Here is a 15867-nt window from a genome sequence, read left to right as displayed (position 1 = left end):
GAAGATTGACGTTTACGCTTAAATAGTTCCTTGTTCTTATAATGATAGGGGGATGTTAGCGTGCCGCAAAATACGTTCTTCAAAACATCGTTAGGAATCATTATGGTGCTTACGATTGTCTATTTGCTGCACAAAATCAGCTTCGTTTTTAATCCGCTCGTGACCTTGATCTCGATTCTGATTGTTCCGGTGAGCGTGTCAGGCTTCCTCTATTATTTGCTGCGTCCGATTATTCGCATTCTGGACCGGAGGGGGCTTCACCGGATCGTTTCTGTTCTCCTGATCTACTTGGTGATCGGCTTGCTTTTAACCTTGTTCTTCGTTGTGGTTTGGCCGCCGCTGCGCAATCAGATCCAGCAGTTTATCGACAATGTGCCGAGTCTGATTAACGGTCTCACCCTGCAAATGAATGAAATCCAGAAGAGTAAATACTTTGCGCTGATCAATACCGGCAATTCCGAGCTGACGAACCGGATTACGGAGTACACCAACCAGTTGCTTCAAATGATCAGCGGGTACTTGTCCCACATTTTCTCTTTCCTGAGCGGATTTTTTGTTGTGGTTGGGACGGTTCCGATTGTGTTGTATTACATGCTTAAGGAAGACGGGAAGCTCTCCGAAATGGTTCTGCGGTTCATCCCTTCCAAGTTCCGAAATGACGGAAAGGATGTAACGGAAGAGATCGACAATGCGCTGAGCGGCTTTATTGCCGGCCGGATCATCAGTTCGTTCCTGCTAGGCGTAATGAGCCTGATCGGATTTCAAATCATCGGTCTGCCTTATCCGCTGCTTTTGGCGAGCATCGGTGCGATATTCAATTTTATTCCTTATTTTGGACCGCTCCTTGGAGCGATTCCTTGTGTCATTGTGGCTTTCACCGAGTCGCCAAGCATGGTGGTTTGGGTGATTGTTGTGGTATTTGTGGCCCAGCAAATCGAAGGGAATCTCATTGCTCCTTACATTTACGGGAAAACGATCAATATCCATCCCTTGACAACCGTAGTGCTGATCCTGATTGCCGGTGAAGTGGGCGGGATTTTGGGGATGCTTCTGGCAATTCCGCTGTATATGATGGCAAAAATTATCGTCATCCGTATTTACCGTATTTTTCTGGCTAAGAGAGTAGAGGATTTTGTCGATTAAGTAAAGCATTTGTCTGAAGTGACAGATGTCATATCGGTTCCTTCTTTTTTTAGGGGATGATGAAGATATTAAATGTTCTTCACAATCTCCGGGAGGTCGGGTAACATGTCAATCACTGCCAAAGGCTGCAAGTTTGTTTATGCTTGGAGCATTATCGGCTCGGACGGTTCTTTATATTTGCCGGAGCAAGCTTTACAGGAATATCAAATCGCTCCCGGCCCAGTTATTTTAATGTCCGGACGAAATACGAACGGCGGATTTAATGTAGTCTGCAAGGATCTTCTGCCCAATTCGCCGCTGGCGAGCGTCTACGCCAACCTTCCACAGCTTCATAATTTTTCGATTGAGGAAGGCAGTGTCATTAAATTCAAAGAGCGTTTATTCTGCTGGACGCAGCTGAGGAACGACAGAACGATTACCATTCCGCTGCCCACCCTTAAGATGTTCGGCCTGAAGCCGGGGGACAAGCTGCTGTGCCTTCGAAACTCCCACTTGTCATTTTCCTGCCTGTCAAAAGGGCCTTATGTCGAAAGAGCGCTGCCTGCGTGCGGCATCAGGGTATACCAGATCTGAAAGAAAGCCGATCTTCGGGGGAGGTCGGCTTTTTTTCATGGTTCCGCCAATAAAATCTTGGATGTCAAAATCGTCGCTTTTGGGTTATGATGTAACAGAACCTATAATTTAACATGGATAATGATGGGCGGGATGAGATGGAAAATTACCCTGAGGAGTTTATTGATTGGTTAATCAATGCCATGCAGCTTGGCGGCTACTCGATTCTGCTGATTACGATTCCCCTTGCGCTTATCCAGTCCTTTACGGGCATATATCCATTTGCAGCCTTGATTGTGCTGAACATTTCCGCCATTGGCTTGATAGAAGGGCTTCTGGTTAGCTGGTTAACGGGTACGCTTGGAACCATAGTCGTCTATCTCGTATGCAAACGGTTTTTATCCGACTGGATTAAACGTAAATGGCTAGGACGGATGAAGCGTTATGAGAAATGGCAGAGATACATGGAGCGCTATGGAATCTGGACGATTATTGTACTTCGTACGGTGCCGGTCATGCCGAATAATCTGATATGCTTTATGGCTTCCTTATCTTCCATGAAGTTCTCGAAATACTGCTGGTCCTGTGTCTGGGGCATGTTCTCCTATATTTGGCTGATGGGAATCCTCAGCTCAGCCGTTCTGATGCCGAATGTGAATATAGCTTTGTCAATCGGACTATATTGCGGTTTTTGTCTGCTTTTATTGCTTTTATTTTTGTTCCAGGAAATGCGTCAAACGCGAAGACAAGCCACGGAACAGGAACCTCCGTCGACTAACCATATTTTGTAACATAAAAATACGGCTGTATGGTCTGAAGAGACTTTGCGGCTGTTTTTTTGCCTAGGCAGCGATTTGACTTAGGGACCGGGGAACTCTTAAAATTTAAGGCAACTGATATAGAGAGTAGGTGTGAAACCTGAGAAAAAATCAACTCGGGAATTCAGATTTATGGGTATCGGAAATCGGATTCGGCTGTATGTCGATTGGAACTGAAGAGCCCGAAGGCGTAAGACTCATTCATGAAGCGCTTGACCGGGGCGTAAATCTGCTGGACACCGCGGACCTGTATGACAGCGGCCGAAACGAAGAAATTGTCGGCAAGGCGATCAAGGGGCGCAGACAGGACGTGATTGTTGCAACCAAGGTCGGCAATCGCCGCATCCAGGGGCAGGAAGGCTGGGTATGGGATCCGTCCAAATCGTACATTTTATCAGCCGTAAAAGAAAGCCTGCGCAGGCTGGATATTGATTACATCGATTTATATCAATTGCATGGAGGGACCATCGACGATCCGATCGATGAGACGATTGAAGCTTTCGAACAGCTGAAGAAGGAAGGTCTGATCCGTTATTACGGAATTTCGTCCATCAGACCCAATGTGATTCGGGAATACGTGAAGCGTTCGGAGATCGTCAGCGTGATGAACCAGTACAGCATTCTGGACCGCCGAGCCGAGGAGGAAGTGCTGCCGCTGCTTCGGGAGAACGGAATCAGCATCATTTCCCGCGGGCCGGTTGCCAGCGGCAATTTGGCAGACCACGGTGAGAAGAAGGCGTCCAAAGGCTACCTTGACTATAAGGAAGAGGAGCTGCTTGAGATCAGAAGAGACCTAGAGGCGCTCGCGGACGGGAAATGCACGATGAGTCAACTGGCCATCAGATACAGCTTGTCGGATCCCGCTGTGGCATCCGCCATTGCCGGAGCAAGCTCAATCGCGCAGCTTATGGAGAACGTCAATGCGTCAGAAGTACCGCCGCTAAGTACAGAAACAGTGATGAAGATCAGACAGATCAGCCGCGCTAACTCTTATACACAGCATAGATAATCCACATTATAGGGAGGACAACAAGATGATCCTAGAAGTTGCAATACTGCATGTTATCCCGGGACAAAGCTTGGAATTTGAGGACCATTTCAAGCAAGCATCCAAAATTATTTCTTCTATGAAGGGATACATCAATCATGAGCTTCAGAAATGCATGGAGGACCCGAATAAGTATATTTTGCTTGTGAAATGGGAAACTTTGGAAGACCATACCCAAGGTTTCAGAGGATCTCAGGAATATTTGGAGTGGAAAAAACTGCTCCACCATTTCTATGATCCCTTTCCAATCGTCGAGCATTTCGAAAAGATAGAACCATAGCTTTGGTGGATCAGGCCTCCCGGACTAAGCCGGGCGGTCTATTTTTGTCTATTTCTAGTGTTACTTGCATTTAGGGCTGACATTCTGCGAATACTAAAATATAATAAGAAACATTGTGAATAACATAAGGAGGGTTTTATGAATCATTTACAACAAGAAGAACATCTTGGAGCAAGGAAAAAGGACCGTTTTTCTTCAGCCGGCTTCATTTTAGCGGCAATTGGAAGCTCGGTGGGCCTAGGGAATATGTGGAAATTCCCATATATTACAGGAGAGAATGGAGGAGCGGCTTTCTTTCTGCTCTTTATTGTCTGTCTGCTCGTGATTGGACTGCCGGTCCTGCTCGCAGAGCTGGCGATCGGACGTTCGGGGCGCGGCAGCGCGTCCACTTCATTTGTAAAAGCAGGCGGAGGCCGGATATGGGGACGGCTCGGATGGCTGCAAGTCATATCCCCTTTTATGATCCTATCATTCTATGTGATCGTAACGGGCTGGACCCTTCATTATGCCGTGCTGGCTTTTAGCGGCCAGTTATTTAACAATAATGATTTCGAGGGCCAATTTGGCGGCTTTATTGGTGGGTACTCGCCAATCTTGTGGCAGCTTGCGGCTGTTGCCATTACGGGCTGGATCGTAATCCGCGGGGTTTCAAAGGGAATTGAAAGATTCAACAAGATCGTCATCCCCGGGCTTATCATTCTGCTCATTGTGCTGCTGATTCGTGCTGTAACCTTGCCGGGAGCGGGAGAGGGCGTTTCGTTCTTCTTGCAGCCCGATTTCTCTAAGCTGACTCCAGAGTCCGCCTTGGTTGCGTTGGGACATGCCTTTTTCTCCCTGTCACTCGGAATGGGTATTCTGATTACTTACGGAGCTTATGTAGACAAGCGGCAATCGCTGGGGACAGCTACTGTGGCTATTGGAGCGGGTGATCTGATTTATGCCTTGATCGCAGGATTGATTATATTCCCGACTACGTTTTCTTTCGGAATCGACCCGGCCCAAGGCCCGTCACTCGTATTTATCGCGCTGCCCGCGGCCTTTTCGGCGATGCCTTTCGGCACCGTGTTTGGCGGATTGTTTTTCGTCCTGCTGGCGATCGCCGCTCTGACATCAGCGGTATCCCTGCTTGAAGTGCCTGTGTCCTTTGCCATGGACCGCTGGGGCTGGAGCCGTTCCAGGTCCGTTATCATCATTTCATTGCTCTGTTTTGTGCTCGGGGTTCCTTCCGCTTTATCCCTCGGTTTAGTTCCGGAGCTCAGTTCAATGGGCGGTAAGGCATTCTTTGACTGGATGGATTTCATTGCCTCCAATATCCTGCTGCCGATTGGCGGTCTTCTCACGACCATCTTTGCGGGATACTACTGGAAGAAAGCTTCCGAAGCGGCCGGCCTTAGGGCAGGCTGGTTCCGGGTGTGGCTGTTCATGCTCCGGTACATCGCTCCGATCTTGGTTGTACTGGTGCTGCTGCATACAACAGGGATTATCCAGTTCAAATAATGACGGAACATGCGACCCAAAAAGCAGACCCTTGCGGTCTGTTTTTTTGATTAAGCAGAAAAGTAAACGATTCCAAATATATTAAAAGTTCAGATCAAAAAATAATGAATTTTATTCCCGCGCCGCTCTGTTATGATTCAAGTATGAAAGTGAAGCTTAGCTGAAAGGGGTAGTCACAATGAACAGAAAAGCAACAATTATTCTTGGGGCTTTGCTATCGATCGGTTTGCTAGCGGGATGCGGCAACAGCGCTTCTAACAACACGGCGAATTCCGGTAGCGGTTCCAAAGGGGAGAAAGTAAAGCTTACCTTCTGGAGAAATTCAGGAAACGATTCGGAGAATTCGGCGTATGACCAGCTTGTTGCCGGCTTTATGAAAGAGAATCCGAACATCAAGGTTGAGATGACGCCAATTCCTTATTCGGATTATGACACCAAGCTCAGAACGTCAATCGCTTCGAGCAATCCGCCGGATATTATGGCGCTCGATGCACCTACTATGGCTTCCTACGCGGAAGCAGGCGCTCTTACACCTTTGACGAATTATTTCAAGCAAGACGGGAACTTGGATGATCTCCCGAAGTCGACAATGAGCACCTACACCTATAAAAATGAAATTTATATGGCTCCAATGACAGAGTCCTCCATCGCCTTGTTCTATAACAAAAAGATGTTTGAAGCAAAGGGTATTCCGCTTCCATCCAAAAATGTCGACGAACCCTGGACCTGGGATCAGGTGCTGGAGGCCGCTCAGAAGCTGAACGATCCGGCGAACGGCATCTATGGCATCGATCCGGCTCAAGGCTTCCAAAATGCGGGAGCTACCGCTTACTTTAAATATCCGATTATTTGGCAGTTCGGCGGCGAGATTATGAGCGAAGACGGAACGACTTCCAAAGGTTATCTGGACTCTCCGGAAACCAAGAAGGCTCTTCAGTTCTTCAGCGATTTGTACAATAAATATCAGGTGTCGGCGCTGGAGCTTCCTCCGGATCCATTTGCCAATGGCAAGCTGGGCATAACGATCGACGGTTCCTGGTCACTGTCCTACATTGCAGAAAAGTTTCCAAACTTCAAGCTGGGTGAAGACTTCGACATTGCCCCTTTGCCCAAAGAGACGAGACAAGCTGTCGCTAACGGAGGCTGGGCGCTCGGCATATCTTCCAAGGCCAAAAATGCCGATGCTGCGTGGAAGTTTGTAAATTATGTAACAAGTCATGACGGCCAGCTCGCCTATTGCAAACTTACGAAGGACATTCCGTCCCGCTATTCCGCGGCTAAGGAATTCCCTGAACTGAGCCAGTATCCTAAAAATATCTTCGTAGAACAGGATCAGAAATACGGAAGACCGCGGCCTGTCACACCGGTATTCCCGCAAATGTCCGAAGCGGTCAATAAGCTTTTCGAGGAAATTGCCATCAGCAAGCGCAATGTTGACGCAGCAGTCAATGACGCTGTGCAAAAAATCGAAAAGGCTTATGCCGATAATAAATAAGGCTGCTGACGCGGCTGCTAAAGCAAAGAGACGTTTCGCTGTTTGGAACGTCTCTTTTACCATTGCAATGAAAGAACCTGGAAAAAATACATAGACAAAGAAGGAGCGGCTGAGGCATTATTCAATTATAGGATTCTATTATGTGTATAAGAGGTAAGGATATGTTCTATTCTTTGCGCAGCCGGTTAATGGCGGCATTTTCAGTGCTTTTGATATTGCCGTTCACAGCGCTGGTCATTATATTAAGCGAAGCTTCAACCAAGGAAATCAAGCAGTCGATTGAACAGTCGGTTTCCCAAACCATCGACCAGTTTGCTTCCCATGCGGAAACTTTGCTGGTACAGGTTGAGGATACAGGCAATCAGACTCTAAGCAGCAAAGTGACCCAGAACTGGATCGCAACCGAGCTGAATCTGGATGTTTCTACAGCCGAACGGGTACTTGCCAAGCAGCAGCTTCGGGACCTTTTTTCCTCATACGCTGTTAATAACTCAAACGGCATTTCCTTAAGCGCTTTCACAAAAGAAGATGGCGGAATGTGGCGGCAGGATAAAGGATATGAGATCAGCGAATGGTATAAGCTGTACGTCAATGACGGAGCGCGCTGGACCCGTTCCCATCTCGATCCCGACCAGGCGGAGGAAGGAATGAGATCCCGCCGGGTGAACAGTTATATCGTTCCTCTCGTACAGCTCCAATCTCTTAGAACTGCCGGTGTGCTGAAAGTCAACTTTCCGACAGAACTGCTGCAAGGGGCCATCGATAAAATTTCAATCGGCAAAACCGGGCATGTCTTTCTTCTGACCGCAGACGGTTTACCCGTTCTGGATCAACCTATTGATGGTAAAGAGGATGTGCTCCATTCCGCGCTTGCGCGAATCGGTCCCATGTCCGGTTACCCGCAAAGCGGGGTGTTCCCGGTTAAGGAACATAACACTTCGTATTTGATATTCTACTCCACGCTTCCCGAGCAGGGCTGGATTATCATGGGCGAAGTTCCGGAACAGGAGCTGTACGTCAAAATTACGAAGATCAAAGAGAATCTGCTGCTGATAAGTCTGGGCCTATTAATTACGGCCATTATCTGCGCTTTCTGGCTTTCCGGCGGAATTACCAAACCGCTAAGCATGATGGCGAAGGCCATGAAGCTTGTGCAAAAGGGTGATTTTGAGCAAGGCCTGGAACTGCTGCCGATGGCTAGAACGGGGCATAACGAAGTCAGCAATGTTGCCAGAGTGTTCGAGCATATGACGATTAGGCTCCGCAATTTGATCGAGATCGAATTTGAGACAAATTTGCGCCGGAAAAATGCAGAGTACAAGGCGCTGCTGCTGCAGATCAATCCGCATTTTTACTATAATACGCTGGAAATCATCGGCGGACTTGCGGCTATGAAGCGCGAAGCTCTGGTTATGGATGCCACTGAAGCGCTCGGCAAAATGATGCGATATTCGCTTGATCTTGAAAGCGAACAGGTTAAGGTAGCGGAAGAATTGAATTATATCAGGGAATACTTGTTCATCCTGAAGCTGCGTTACGGGGATGTGCTGCATACCGAAATATCGGCCGATCCGGCTGCCGATTCCATGAGAATGACCAAGTTCATTTTGCAGCCTCTGGTTGAGAATGCCGTGAAATACAGTTTGGATAAAGGAGACGGGGCTTCAGTCAAGGTTTCCACTCTATTAAAGGGAGAGGTTTTGCAGCTCCAGGTCAAAGATAACGGCATCGGAATGACGGCCGATTTGGTTGCAGACTTGTTGAGATCGATGGGAAGCACGGATCCCTCAAGCTTGCTGAGCAGCCAGGGAGAAAGCATCGGACTTCGCAACGTGCTGTCCCGTTGCCGGCTTATTTACGGGGAGAAGTTTGGGGTCACCCTGAATTCTATCCCCGGGGTAGGCACGGAAATCACATTAACCTTTAATAAAATCGGGAGTTGATAACTATGCATACTGTAATGCTGGTGGATGATGAAGCAGGGATCAGGGCGAGCATCAAAGCGAAAGTGGATTGGGAGGCAGCCGGCTTTCAAATCGTCAGTGAGGCTTCGAGCGGGGAAGAGGCGCTAAGGCTGCTCGACGAGCTGCCTCAGCCGGATCTTCTTATTTCGGATGTAAGAATGCCGCAGATGGATGGCATTAAGCTGGCAAGCGAATGCAAGAAGAAATACCCCGGACTGAAGATCGTCATGCTGTCCGGTTATTCCGACTTTGAGTATCTGAAATCGTCCATTCAGATCGGTGTCAGGGATTATTTGCTGAAGCCTGTTGTTCGTCAGGAGATCATCTCGCTGTTGGCAGAATTGGATAAGGAAATTACGGCTGAACATAAAGAGTTTCGCGAGAAGCTGCAGTCCCGTGAGGCGAACAGGCAGCAGCTGCAAATTTTGCAGGAGCAACTGCTTTTGCAGCTTGTCAAGGATGAATGGTTCTCTCTTGCAGCCGTCAAGGAAAGACTGATACAGCTTCAAATGCCGGACTTGACTGCCGAGCAGCTGCAGGCGCAATTCGTGACCGTGGAAATGCGAATTCCAAACGGTAGGCTTGAGGAGGAAAATTCCAGACGCGATCTGCTTCATTTGGCCTTTCGTTTAATGTGCAGAGAGACGGCTGCCAAATACGAACGAATTTATCCTTTTTATGACTTGAATCATCCGGCGCTGATGTGCTTTATTGTTTTGCTGCAGTCCGAAAGCAAAGACGGCGGCTTTGCTTTGCAGTTCTCCCGTGAACTGCGGGACAACATCAGCCGCTATTTGCGCCTTGATTCCGTTTTTGGCATAGGGAAGCCCATTGACGGACTTCGCCAGTTGAAAGAGGGTTATGCTTCCAGTATGCTGTCCTGGAGCCAGGGGATTGTGGATATGGATCTTTCGGGCAAGGAAACCGATCAGCTCGAGTGGAATCTTCTGTTCTCTCCCGAACTGGACCGGAAGCTGACGCTGGCCATTGAAAATCTTGATTTTCAAACGTTTAAAGACCTTTTACATGAGGTATTTCCGCCTGAAAGAGAAACTTCGATGTTCGTGTTTACTTTTCTGGCGCTGCGGGTCATCCTGCTGTTCAGCACTATTGCCAAAAAGTTCGAGCTGCATGATTCCACCCTTCAGCAGACGCTCTGGAACTGCCAGATCTCGCTCCGGGATTATCAGTCCAGAGAGCAGGTGCTGGACCAGCTCCATGAGCTCGCGGTTCTGGTCATGGATGAGGTCAGAGTGATGCGTTTCTCGAGCGGGCAGCATATCGTAAACGCCATTCAAAAATTCGTCGACCAAAATTACTGCTATGAGATTACGCTTTCTTCGCTGGCTGAGAAGTTTTATATTAATGAAACCTATCTTTCTTCAATCTTCAAGCAGAGCGTCGGAATGACTTTCAGTGAATATGTCATCTCACTGCGCATGCACAAGGCGAAAGAATTGTTAAAAGAGAACAAGCTGAAGCTGACCGATATTGCTACGCTTGTCGGATTTTCCACATCCAGCTATTTCAGCACTTCTTTCAAGAAGTTTTACGGTAAAAGTCCGAAAGAATTCAGGGAAGAGCTTTTCTCTTCGGACCAATCTGAGTAAATGAATAGAGTCAGGAGGCTCCCCGGCGGCATTCGCCGGGGCTTATTTGCGTGCAAAGTAAAAAGATTGAAACAAACAAACCGATAATAGTGAAATTTTTTTGTTTGCCTCTTCGGTACAATGGATTCATAGCAACATTCGACAAACAGATATCGGAGGGGGAAGCTGCTGCTATGCTTGCATCCAATCAAAAAACGGAACACGAGGAAGTCATCAGGAAAGCTAACGAGCATATTAACGAGCAATCCAAGGGGGCTCAGGAGGAGCCATTTCGTTTAAATTATCATTTCATGCCGCCGGTCGGATGGATGAACGACCCGAACGGGCTGATCCATTTCCGGGGCGAGTATCACTTGTTCTATCAATATTATCCTTACAAATCGATATGGGGTCCCATGCATTGGGGACATGCCAAAAGTAAAGACCTTATTCACTGGACCCACCTTCCGGTTGCTCTCGCCCCTTCGGAAGAGTACGACAAGGGCGAGGAAGGCGGCTATGGTGTATGGTCCGGCAGCGCCGTTCAAGCCGATGGCAAGCTTGTCCTGTTCTACACCGGGCATGTAGACGGGAGAGCTCCGGTGGAAGTGCAGTGCATGGCCGAAAGCGCGGACGGAGTTGTGTTCAAGAAGCATCCGGCCAATCCGGTTATTGGAAAGGCGCCGGATGGAGCGCGTTTCGGCTTCCGTGACCCCAAGGTTTGGAAGCAGGGGGATTCATGGTACATGGTGGTCGGCTCCGGCCAAGACGGGAAAGGGCAAGCGCTGTTGTACCGTTCCGCCACTCTGACGGAATGGGAGTACATGGGCGTCGCGGCGGAGAGCGACGGAACGAAGGGAGACATGTGGGAGTGCCCCGATCTGTTTCCGCTTGGAGACAAGCATGTGCTTGCTATTTCTCCCATGAATATGAACGGAGCTAAGAATTGGCTGATGGTCGGTGAAATGGATTATGAAACCGGCAAATTCAAGCCAGAGTATGAGGCGAGGCTGGACGAAGGATTTGATTTCTATGCGGCCCAAACCTTGCTGGATGACAAGGGCAGACGGATTGTTATAGCCTGGATGGATATGTGGGGCTCGAAGCTGATTTCCGAAGAACGTGGATGGTACGGGGCGATGACGCTTCCGCGTGAACTGGTTCTGACGCCGCAAGGAACGGTTGTCAGCCGGCCTATCCGTGAGCTCGAAGCTCTGCGTGAGGCCCATTGGATCAGCGAGAGCCTATTGCTTCAGGACGGAGAAATTCGCTGCTGGAATCAGCCGGATGGAAATCCGCTGGAGATCATAGCTTGGCTGAGCAAGGGGGACGACGAGAAGGTCTCGGTGGTATTCAATTTGTCTTCCTCGGAAGATGACCGGGAGAAAACAACCGTTGCTTACTCATTCAGGGACCGGATATTGACCGTGGACCGCAGCGAGTCGGGGATTGGGGACGGGGGTGTCAACCGGATCGTACTGCCGGAGAGCAGCAGTTCCGAAGTGAAGCTCCACATGTTCCTGGACCGTTCTTCACTGGAGATTTTTGTGAACGACGGCGAAAAGGTAATCACAAATCGCATTTATCCCGGGGACGACAGCCGGACGTTTAAGGTAACGGCCACAGGCGGGAAGGCGAAAGTTACGCTGGAAGGATGGGAACTCGGCAATATCTGGAACTAAAAAGGAGGACTAACGCATGAGCAGCAATACCCGCAAAAAGGTCCTGGTCACTTCCAGAGTTCTGCTCGCGGCAGCATTCGCCGGAGCCACCATGCTGGCTGGATGCACAAAAACGGATAGCGGAAATGATGAGGAGCCGCCTATAGACTCCCCTCCTCCGTTCGTTTACAATTCCGACCGGTCTTATCATACGGAATTGTACCGGCCGCAATATCATGTGTCGGATGCAACCGGTAATATGAGCGATCCGAACGGTATGGTGTATTTCGCTGGCGAGTACCACCAGTTTTACCAGAACAGCGGTCAATGGGGGCATATGGTAAGCACGGATCTGATTCACTGGACCGAGCTTCAGCCCGCCCTGGTTCGCGATGCTTTGGGTGAAATCTGGTCTGGCAGCGCGGTTGTCGATCGCAAGGATACGAGCGGATTTTTTGGAGGCAAAGCAGGGCTAGTTGCCATCTTCACCCATTTTAAGGATGGCGTCCAGTCGCAAAGCATCGCTTACAGCAGCGACAAAGGCCGAACCTGGACCAAATATGAAGGCAATCCGGTTATTCCGAATCCCGGACTCAAAGATTTTCGGGATCCGAAGGTTATCTGGTACGGGCCGGCCAAGAAATGGGTCATGGCTGTGTCCGTCGATCAAAAGGTGAGATTTTACAGCTCCAAAAACTTGAAAGAATGGACCATGACCGGCGAATTCGGGTCGGACCAGGGATCCCATGCCGCGGTTTGGGAATGTCCGGATCTATTCGAGCTTCCCGTGGAAGGAACTGAGCAGAAGAAGTGGGTCCTTACCGTAAGCATTGGAAACAATGAAACGACAAAGGGGTCTACCGCTCAATACTTCGTCGGTTCATTTGACGGTGAGAATTTCACGAATGACAACGCGCCTTCCGATGTACTATGGACGGACTTTGGCAAAGACTTCTATGCCGCCGTTTCCTTCTCGGATATCCCTGAAAAGGACGGACGCCGCATCTGGGTCGGATGGATGTCGAACTGGAGATACCCGTTTAACATGCCGACATCGCCCTGGAAAGGGAATATGTCCGTGTCCCGTGAACTCACGCTTCGCGATATCCCGGGCAAAGGCATCCGGCTCGTACAGAAACCGGTTAAGGAATTGGAAACGCTTCGAGGAAAGGCAACCGAGCTTGCAGAGCAAGAGCTGACGACTAAAACGAATCCGCTTTCAGGCATTCACGGGACCTCCTATGAACTGGATACGGAATTTACGGTCAACTCGGATTCCAGGTTCGGCTTGAAGCTTCGAAAAGGGACGAATCAGGAAACGGTGATCACTTACGATCCAAAGGCGAAGCAATTGATTTTCGACCGGACCCGCTCCGGCGAGTCCCAGTTTGAATCCGGATTTGCCGAGGCGATGACAGCTCCCCTGGAACTCAAGAACGGGAAACTGAAGCTTCAAATCTTTGTAGATGAATCAACCGTTGAAATCTTTGCGAATGACGGCGAGATCGTTTCCTCCAATCTTGTTTTTCCGGGCGCGGTTAGCAATGGTCTTGAGCTCTTCTCCGAAGGAGGAGGCGTTGTGCTTAACAAGGCGGCTTATTATCCGCTGCGAACGATTTGGCGGGATGAGGATCCGGATTCCAAAGCACCGCTAAGAGTGCTGCTTGAGCAGACAAGTCTGGATATTCCCGTAGGCTCTATACAGTCCATTAAAGGAGCGGTTGTTCCGCTTAGCCTGCCTCAGCAGCTGAACTGGGTCTCCAGCGACGAATCCATCGCGAAGGTGGAGCAAAGCAAAGGAACGGAAGCCCGGATTAAAGGACTGAAGTCAGGCAGCGTCGAGATCAAAGGGGTCACTTCGGACGGAACCGTCTCGGCTGTGCTGAATGTATTTGTATATCAAGAATAAAGGGGTTATGCCGTATGGAATCCGCAATTAAAGGAAAAAAAGGGTCGGACCGATTTTACAGACATGAGCAGAGAACCGCACTCTGGTTCATCCTGCCTGCATTTCTGCTGCTGCTGGTATTCGTTTTTTATCCGATGATTCAAGCCTTTATCATCAGTTTTCAAAATTATTCGCTAATAAGTTCAAATAAATCCTTCGTGGGGCTTGATAACTACGTGCAGCTCTTCCGCGACAAAGAGTTTCTGAGCAGTCTTGCGCACTCCTTCTATTTTGCCGTGATCGTCATTCCCGTGCAAACCTGCATTTCGCTCGGGCTTGCGCTGCTGATCCAGAAACGGCGTCCGGGAACGGGACTTTTCCGCACGTTTTATTTCATCCCGGTCGTAATTTCGACTTCGGTGGCGGCTATTGTATTTAAACTGATCTACAACAAAGACTTTGGCGCTCTGAACAATTTTTTGAAGCTGCTTCATCTGCCGACAACGAGCTTTTTGTCCAACCCGGATACGGCGATGAACGGGGTCATTATTTTGGGCATCTGGAAAGCCGTCGGATTTTTCATGATCATCTATTTGGCTGGACTGAATAATATTTCGCAGGATTTGTATGAAGCGGCAAGGGTAGACGGAGCGTCGAAGATACAACAGTTCTTCCGGATCACGCTGCCGCTGCTTAACCGCACGACGGCATTTGTCGTCATCATTACGACGATTGACGCCATCAAGCTTTCGGGACTTATTTTCGTGCTGACCAACGGCGGTCCAAACGGCTCCACGGAAACCGTCGTGTTCTATATCTACAAGCTGGCCTTCCAGCAAAGCCAAATGGGCTATGCCACCTCTGCGGCATTTGTGTTGTTCGCCATTGTGCTGATCATCTCGCTGGTGCAAATGAAATTTTTCAATAGAGAAGACTAGACTTATTCATGCAGGAGGTACAAAAGCCATGAAGATAACTCTGTTAACGGTAAAATATACGGCCATGGTCTTGATCGCCCTTATTTGTCTATTTCCCGTCATCTGGATGATTCTCGGTTCGCTTCGTCCATATCAGGAACTATTCAAATATGCGTCAGGGCTCAACATTCATATGCTCATTCCGGTGGATTTCACGTTCTCGAATTACGGGAAAGTCATTTTTAATGAAACGAACCCGTTCTTCCGGTACATCGGCAATACGTTATTTGTAGCGGCTACGGTTACAGTGGCTGTTCTGATTATCAATGCCATGGCGGCTTTCGCCTTTGCCAAGCTGCGTTTTCGCGGAAAAAATCTTGTGTTCATCCTGTTTATGTCCGCCATGGTCATTCCAGGCGAAGTTACGCTTGTGCCTAACTATCTCACCATGCATTATCTGAACTGGCTAAATTCTTATGAGGCGCTGATTATTCCTTCGATGCTGTCGGTGTTCGGGATCTTTCTGCTGCGGCAGTTTTTCGCGGACATCCCGAATGAAATTATGGAAGCAGCCAGAATTGACGGGGCATCGATTCCACGGGCCTTCATGAGCATCGTGCTTCCGGCTGCCGTACCTGCTCTGGTTACGCTTGGACTCATGACCTTTTTGGGCAACTGGGACTCCTATCTCTGGCCGCTTATCGTAATTAATGACAACGCCAAGCAGATGATCCAGGTGGCCATCGCTTCTTTCTCCTCCACGGAAGGAACGGATTGGTCCAAAATTTTGGCGGCGAGCACGATTTCTACGCTTCCGATTCTTATCCTGTTCCTGTTCCTGCAGCGTTATTATATTCAAGGCATCGCCATGTCGGGGATTAAAGGCTAAACAAAAGGGGAGAGAGAAGGATGAAATTTGATGCGGTAGCGCTTGGGGAATATTTAATTGATTTTCTGCCTTACGGCAAATCGGCCGCAGGAGAAACCCTTATGAGCCGAATCCGGGCGGCGCTCC

At 49.0% G+C, this 15867-nt stretch carries 13 protein-coding genes; all 13 read left to right on the top strand.

Translation table 11 applies throughout. The annotated features are described in order from the left end of the window. Positions 1-60: 60 nt before the first annotated feature. The 13 genes from K7397_RS01470 to K7397_RS01410 all read left to right on the top strand — a co-directional run bounded on the left by K7397_RS01470 (position 61) and on the right by K7397_RS01410 (position 15741). Positions 61-1143 carry an AI-2E family transporter gene (locus K7397_RS01470; RefSeq protein ID WP_223066167.1) on the top strand — a complete coding sequence of 361 codons (1083 nt, stop codon included), beginning with the start codon at positions 61-63 and terminating at the stop codon, positions 1141-1143. Between the two features lie 105 nt (positions 1144-1248). Then, entirely contained in the window at positions 1249-1716 is a 468-nt protein-coding gene (locus K7397_RS01465) for a hypothetical protein (protein ID WP_223066166.1), read from the top strand. 137 nt (positions 1717-1853) lie between these two features. Further along, on the top strand, positions 1854-2486 hold the full coding sequence (locus tag K7397_RS01460; RefSeq protein ID WP_223066165.1) for a TVP38/TMEM64 family protein: 633 nt from the start codon (positions 1854-1856) through the stop codon (positions 2484-2486). Positions 2487-2613: 127 nt separating this feature from the next. Next, positions 2614-3522, top strand: coding sequence for an aldo/keto reductase (locus K7397_RS01455; protein WP_223066347.1), 909 nt, complete (start codon positions 2614-2616; stop codon positions 3520-3522). A 25-nt stretch (positions 3523-3547) separates the two neighbouring features. Beyond that, on the top strand, positions 3548-3841 hold the full coding sequence (locus tag K7397_RS01450) for an antibiotic biosynthesis monooxygenase family protein (RefSeq protein ID WP_223066164.1): 294 nt from the start codon (positions 3548-3550) through the stop codon (positions 3839-3841). A 138-nt stretch (positions 3842-3979) separates the two neighbouring features. Next, complete coding sequence (locus tag K7397_RS01445) at positions 3980-5338, top strand: sodium-dependent transporter (RefSeq protein ID WP_223066163.1); 1359 nt, start codon at positions 3980-3982, stop codon at positions 5336-5338. Between the two features lie 178 nt (positions 5339-5516). After that, on the top strand, positions 5517-6833 hold the full coding sequence (locus K7397_RS01440; RefSeq protein WP_223066162.1) for an ABC transporter substrate-binding protein: 1317 nt from the start codon (positions 5517-5519) through the stop codon (positions 6831-6833). A 161-nt stretch (positions 6834-6994) separates the two neighbouring features. Beyond that, positions 6995-8776, top strand: a complete 1782-nt coding sequence (locus K7397_RS01435) for a cache domain-containing sensor histidine kinase (RefSeq protein ID WP_223066161.1) — start codon at positions 6995-6997, stop codon at positions 8774-8776. A 5-nt stretch (positions 8777-8781) separates the two neighbouring features. Continuing rightward, positions 8782-10407: a response regulator gene (locus K7397_RS01430; RefSeq protein ID WP_223066160.1), complete on the top strand. Its 1626-nt coding sequence runs from the start codon at positions 8782-8784 to the stop codon at positions 10405-10407. A gap of 173 nt (positions 10408-10580) precedes the next feature. Then, positions 10581-12068 (top strand): glycoside hydrolase family 32 protein, encoded by a 1488-nt coding sequence (locus tag K7397_RS01425; protein ID WP_223066159.1) that lies wholly within the window; start codon positions 10581-10583, stop codon positions 12066-12068. Between the two features lie 16 nt (positions 12069-12084). Next, a complete protein-coding gene (locus K7397_RS01420; RefSeq protein WP_223066158.1) occupies positions 12085-13956 on the top strand; it encodes a GH32 C-terminal domain-containing protein in 1872 nt (623 codons plus the stop codon). Positions 13957-13970: 14 nt separating this feature from the next. Then, positions 13971-14873 carry a carbohydrate ABC transporter permease gene (locus K7397_RS01415; RefSeq protein ID WP_223066157.1) on the top strand — a complete coding sequence of 301 codons (903 nt, stop codon included), beginning with the start codon at positions 13971-13973 and terminating at the stop codon, positions 14871-14873. A 28-nt stretch (positions 14874-14901) separates the two neighbouring features. Further along, the gene (locus K7397_RS01410; protein ID WP_223066156.1) at positions 14902-15741 is read left to right on the top strand and encodes a carbohydrate ABC transporter permease; all 840 of its coding nucleotides are present in this window, start codon (positions 14902-14904) and stop codon (positions 15739-15741) included. The last annotated feature ends 126 nt before the right edge of the window (positions 15742-15867 follow it).

It is taken from the genome of Paenibacillus caui (assembly GCF_019904135.1).
In the GTDB taxonomy this organism is placed as follows: Bacteria; Bacillota; Bacilli; order Paenibacillales; family Paenibacillaceae; genus Fontibacillus; species Fontibacillus caui.
This window is presented reverse-complemented; position numbering and strand designations above follow the sequence as displayed.

Excerpts from the sequence above, each read along its gene's own strand:
- K7397_RS01465 (WP_223066166.1), top strand. The coding sequence starts at position 1,249 with ATGTCAATCACTGCCAAAGGCTGCAAGTTTGTTTATGCTTGGAGCATT.
- K7397_RS01460 (WP_223066165.1), top strand. The coding sequence starts at position 1,854 with ATGGAAAATTACCCTGAGGAGTTTATTGATTGGTTAATCAATGCCATG.
- K7397_RS01450 (WP_223066164.1), top strand. The coding sequence starts at position 3,548 with ATGATCCTAGAAGTTGCAATACTGCATGTTATCCCGGGACAAAGCTTG.
- K7397_RS01445 (WP_223066163.1), top strand. The coding sequence starts at position 3,980 with ATGAATCATTTACAACAAGAAGAACATCTTGGAGCAAGGAAAAAGGAC.
- K7397_RS01440 (WP_223066162.1), top strand. The coding sequence starts at position 5,517 with ATGAACAGAAAAGCAACAATTATTCTTGGGGCTTTGCTATCGATCGGT.
- K7397_RS01435 (WP_223066161.1), top strand. The coding sequence starts at position 6,995 with ATGTTCTATTCTTTGCGCAGCCGGTTAATGGCGGCATTTTCAGTGCTT.
- K7397_RS01430 (WP_223066160.1), top strand. The coding sequence starts at position 8,782 with ATGCATACTGTAATGCTGGTGGATGATGAAGCAGGGATCAGGGCGAGC.
- K7397_RS01425 (WP_223066159.1), top strand. The coding sequence starts at position 10,581 with ATGCTTGCATCCAATCAAAAAACGGAACACGAGGAAGTCATCAGGAAA.
- K7397_RS01420 (WP_223066158.1), top strand. The coding sequence starts at position 12,085 with ATGAGCAGCAATACCCGCAAAAAGGTCCTGGTCACTTCCAGAGTTCTG.
- K7397_RS01415 (WP_223066157.1), top strand. The coding sequence starts at position 13,971 with ATGGAATCCGCAATTAAAGGAAAAAAAGGGTCGGACCGATTTTACAGA.
- K7397_RS01410 (WP_223066156.1), top strand. The coding sequence starts at position 14,902 with ATGAAGATAACTCTGTTAACGGTAAAATATACGGCCATGGTCTTGATC.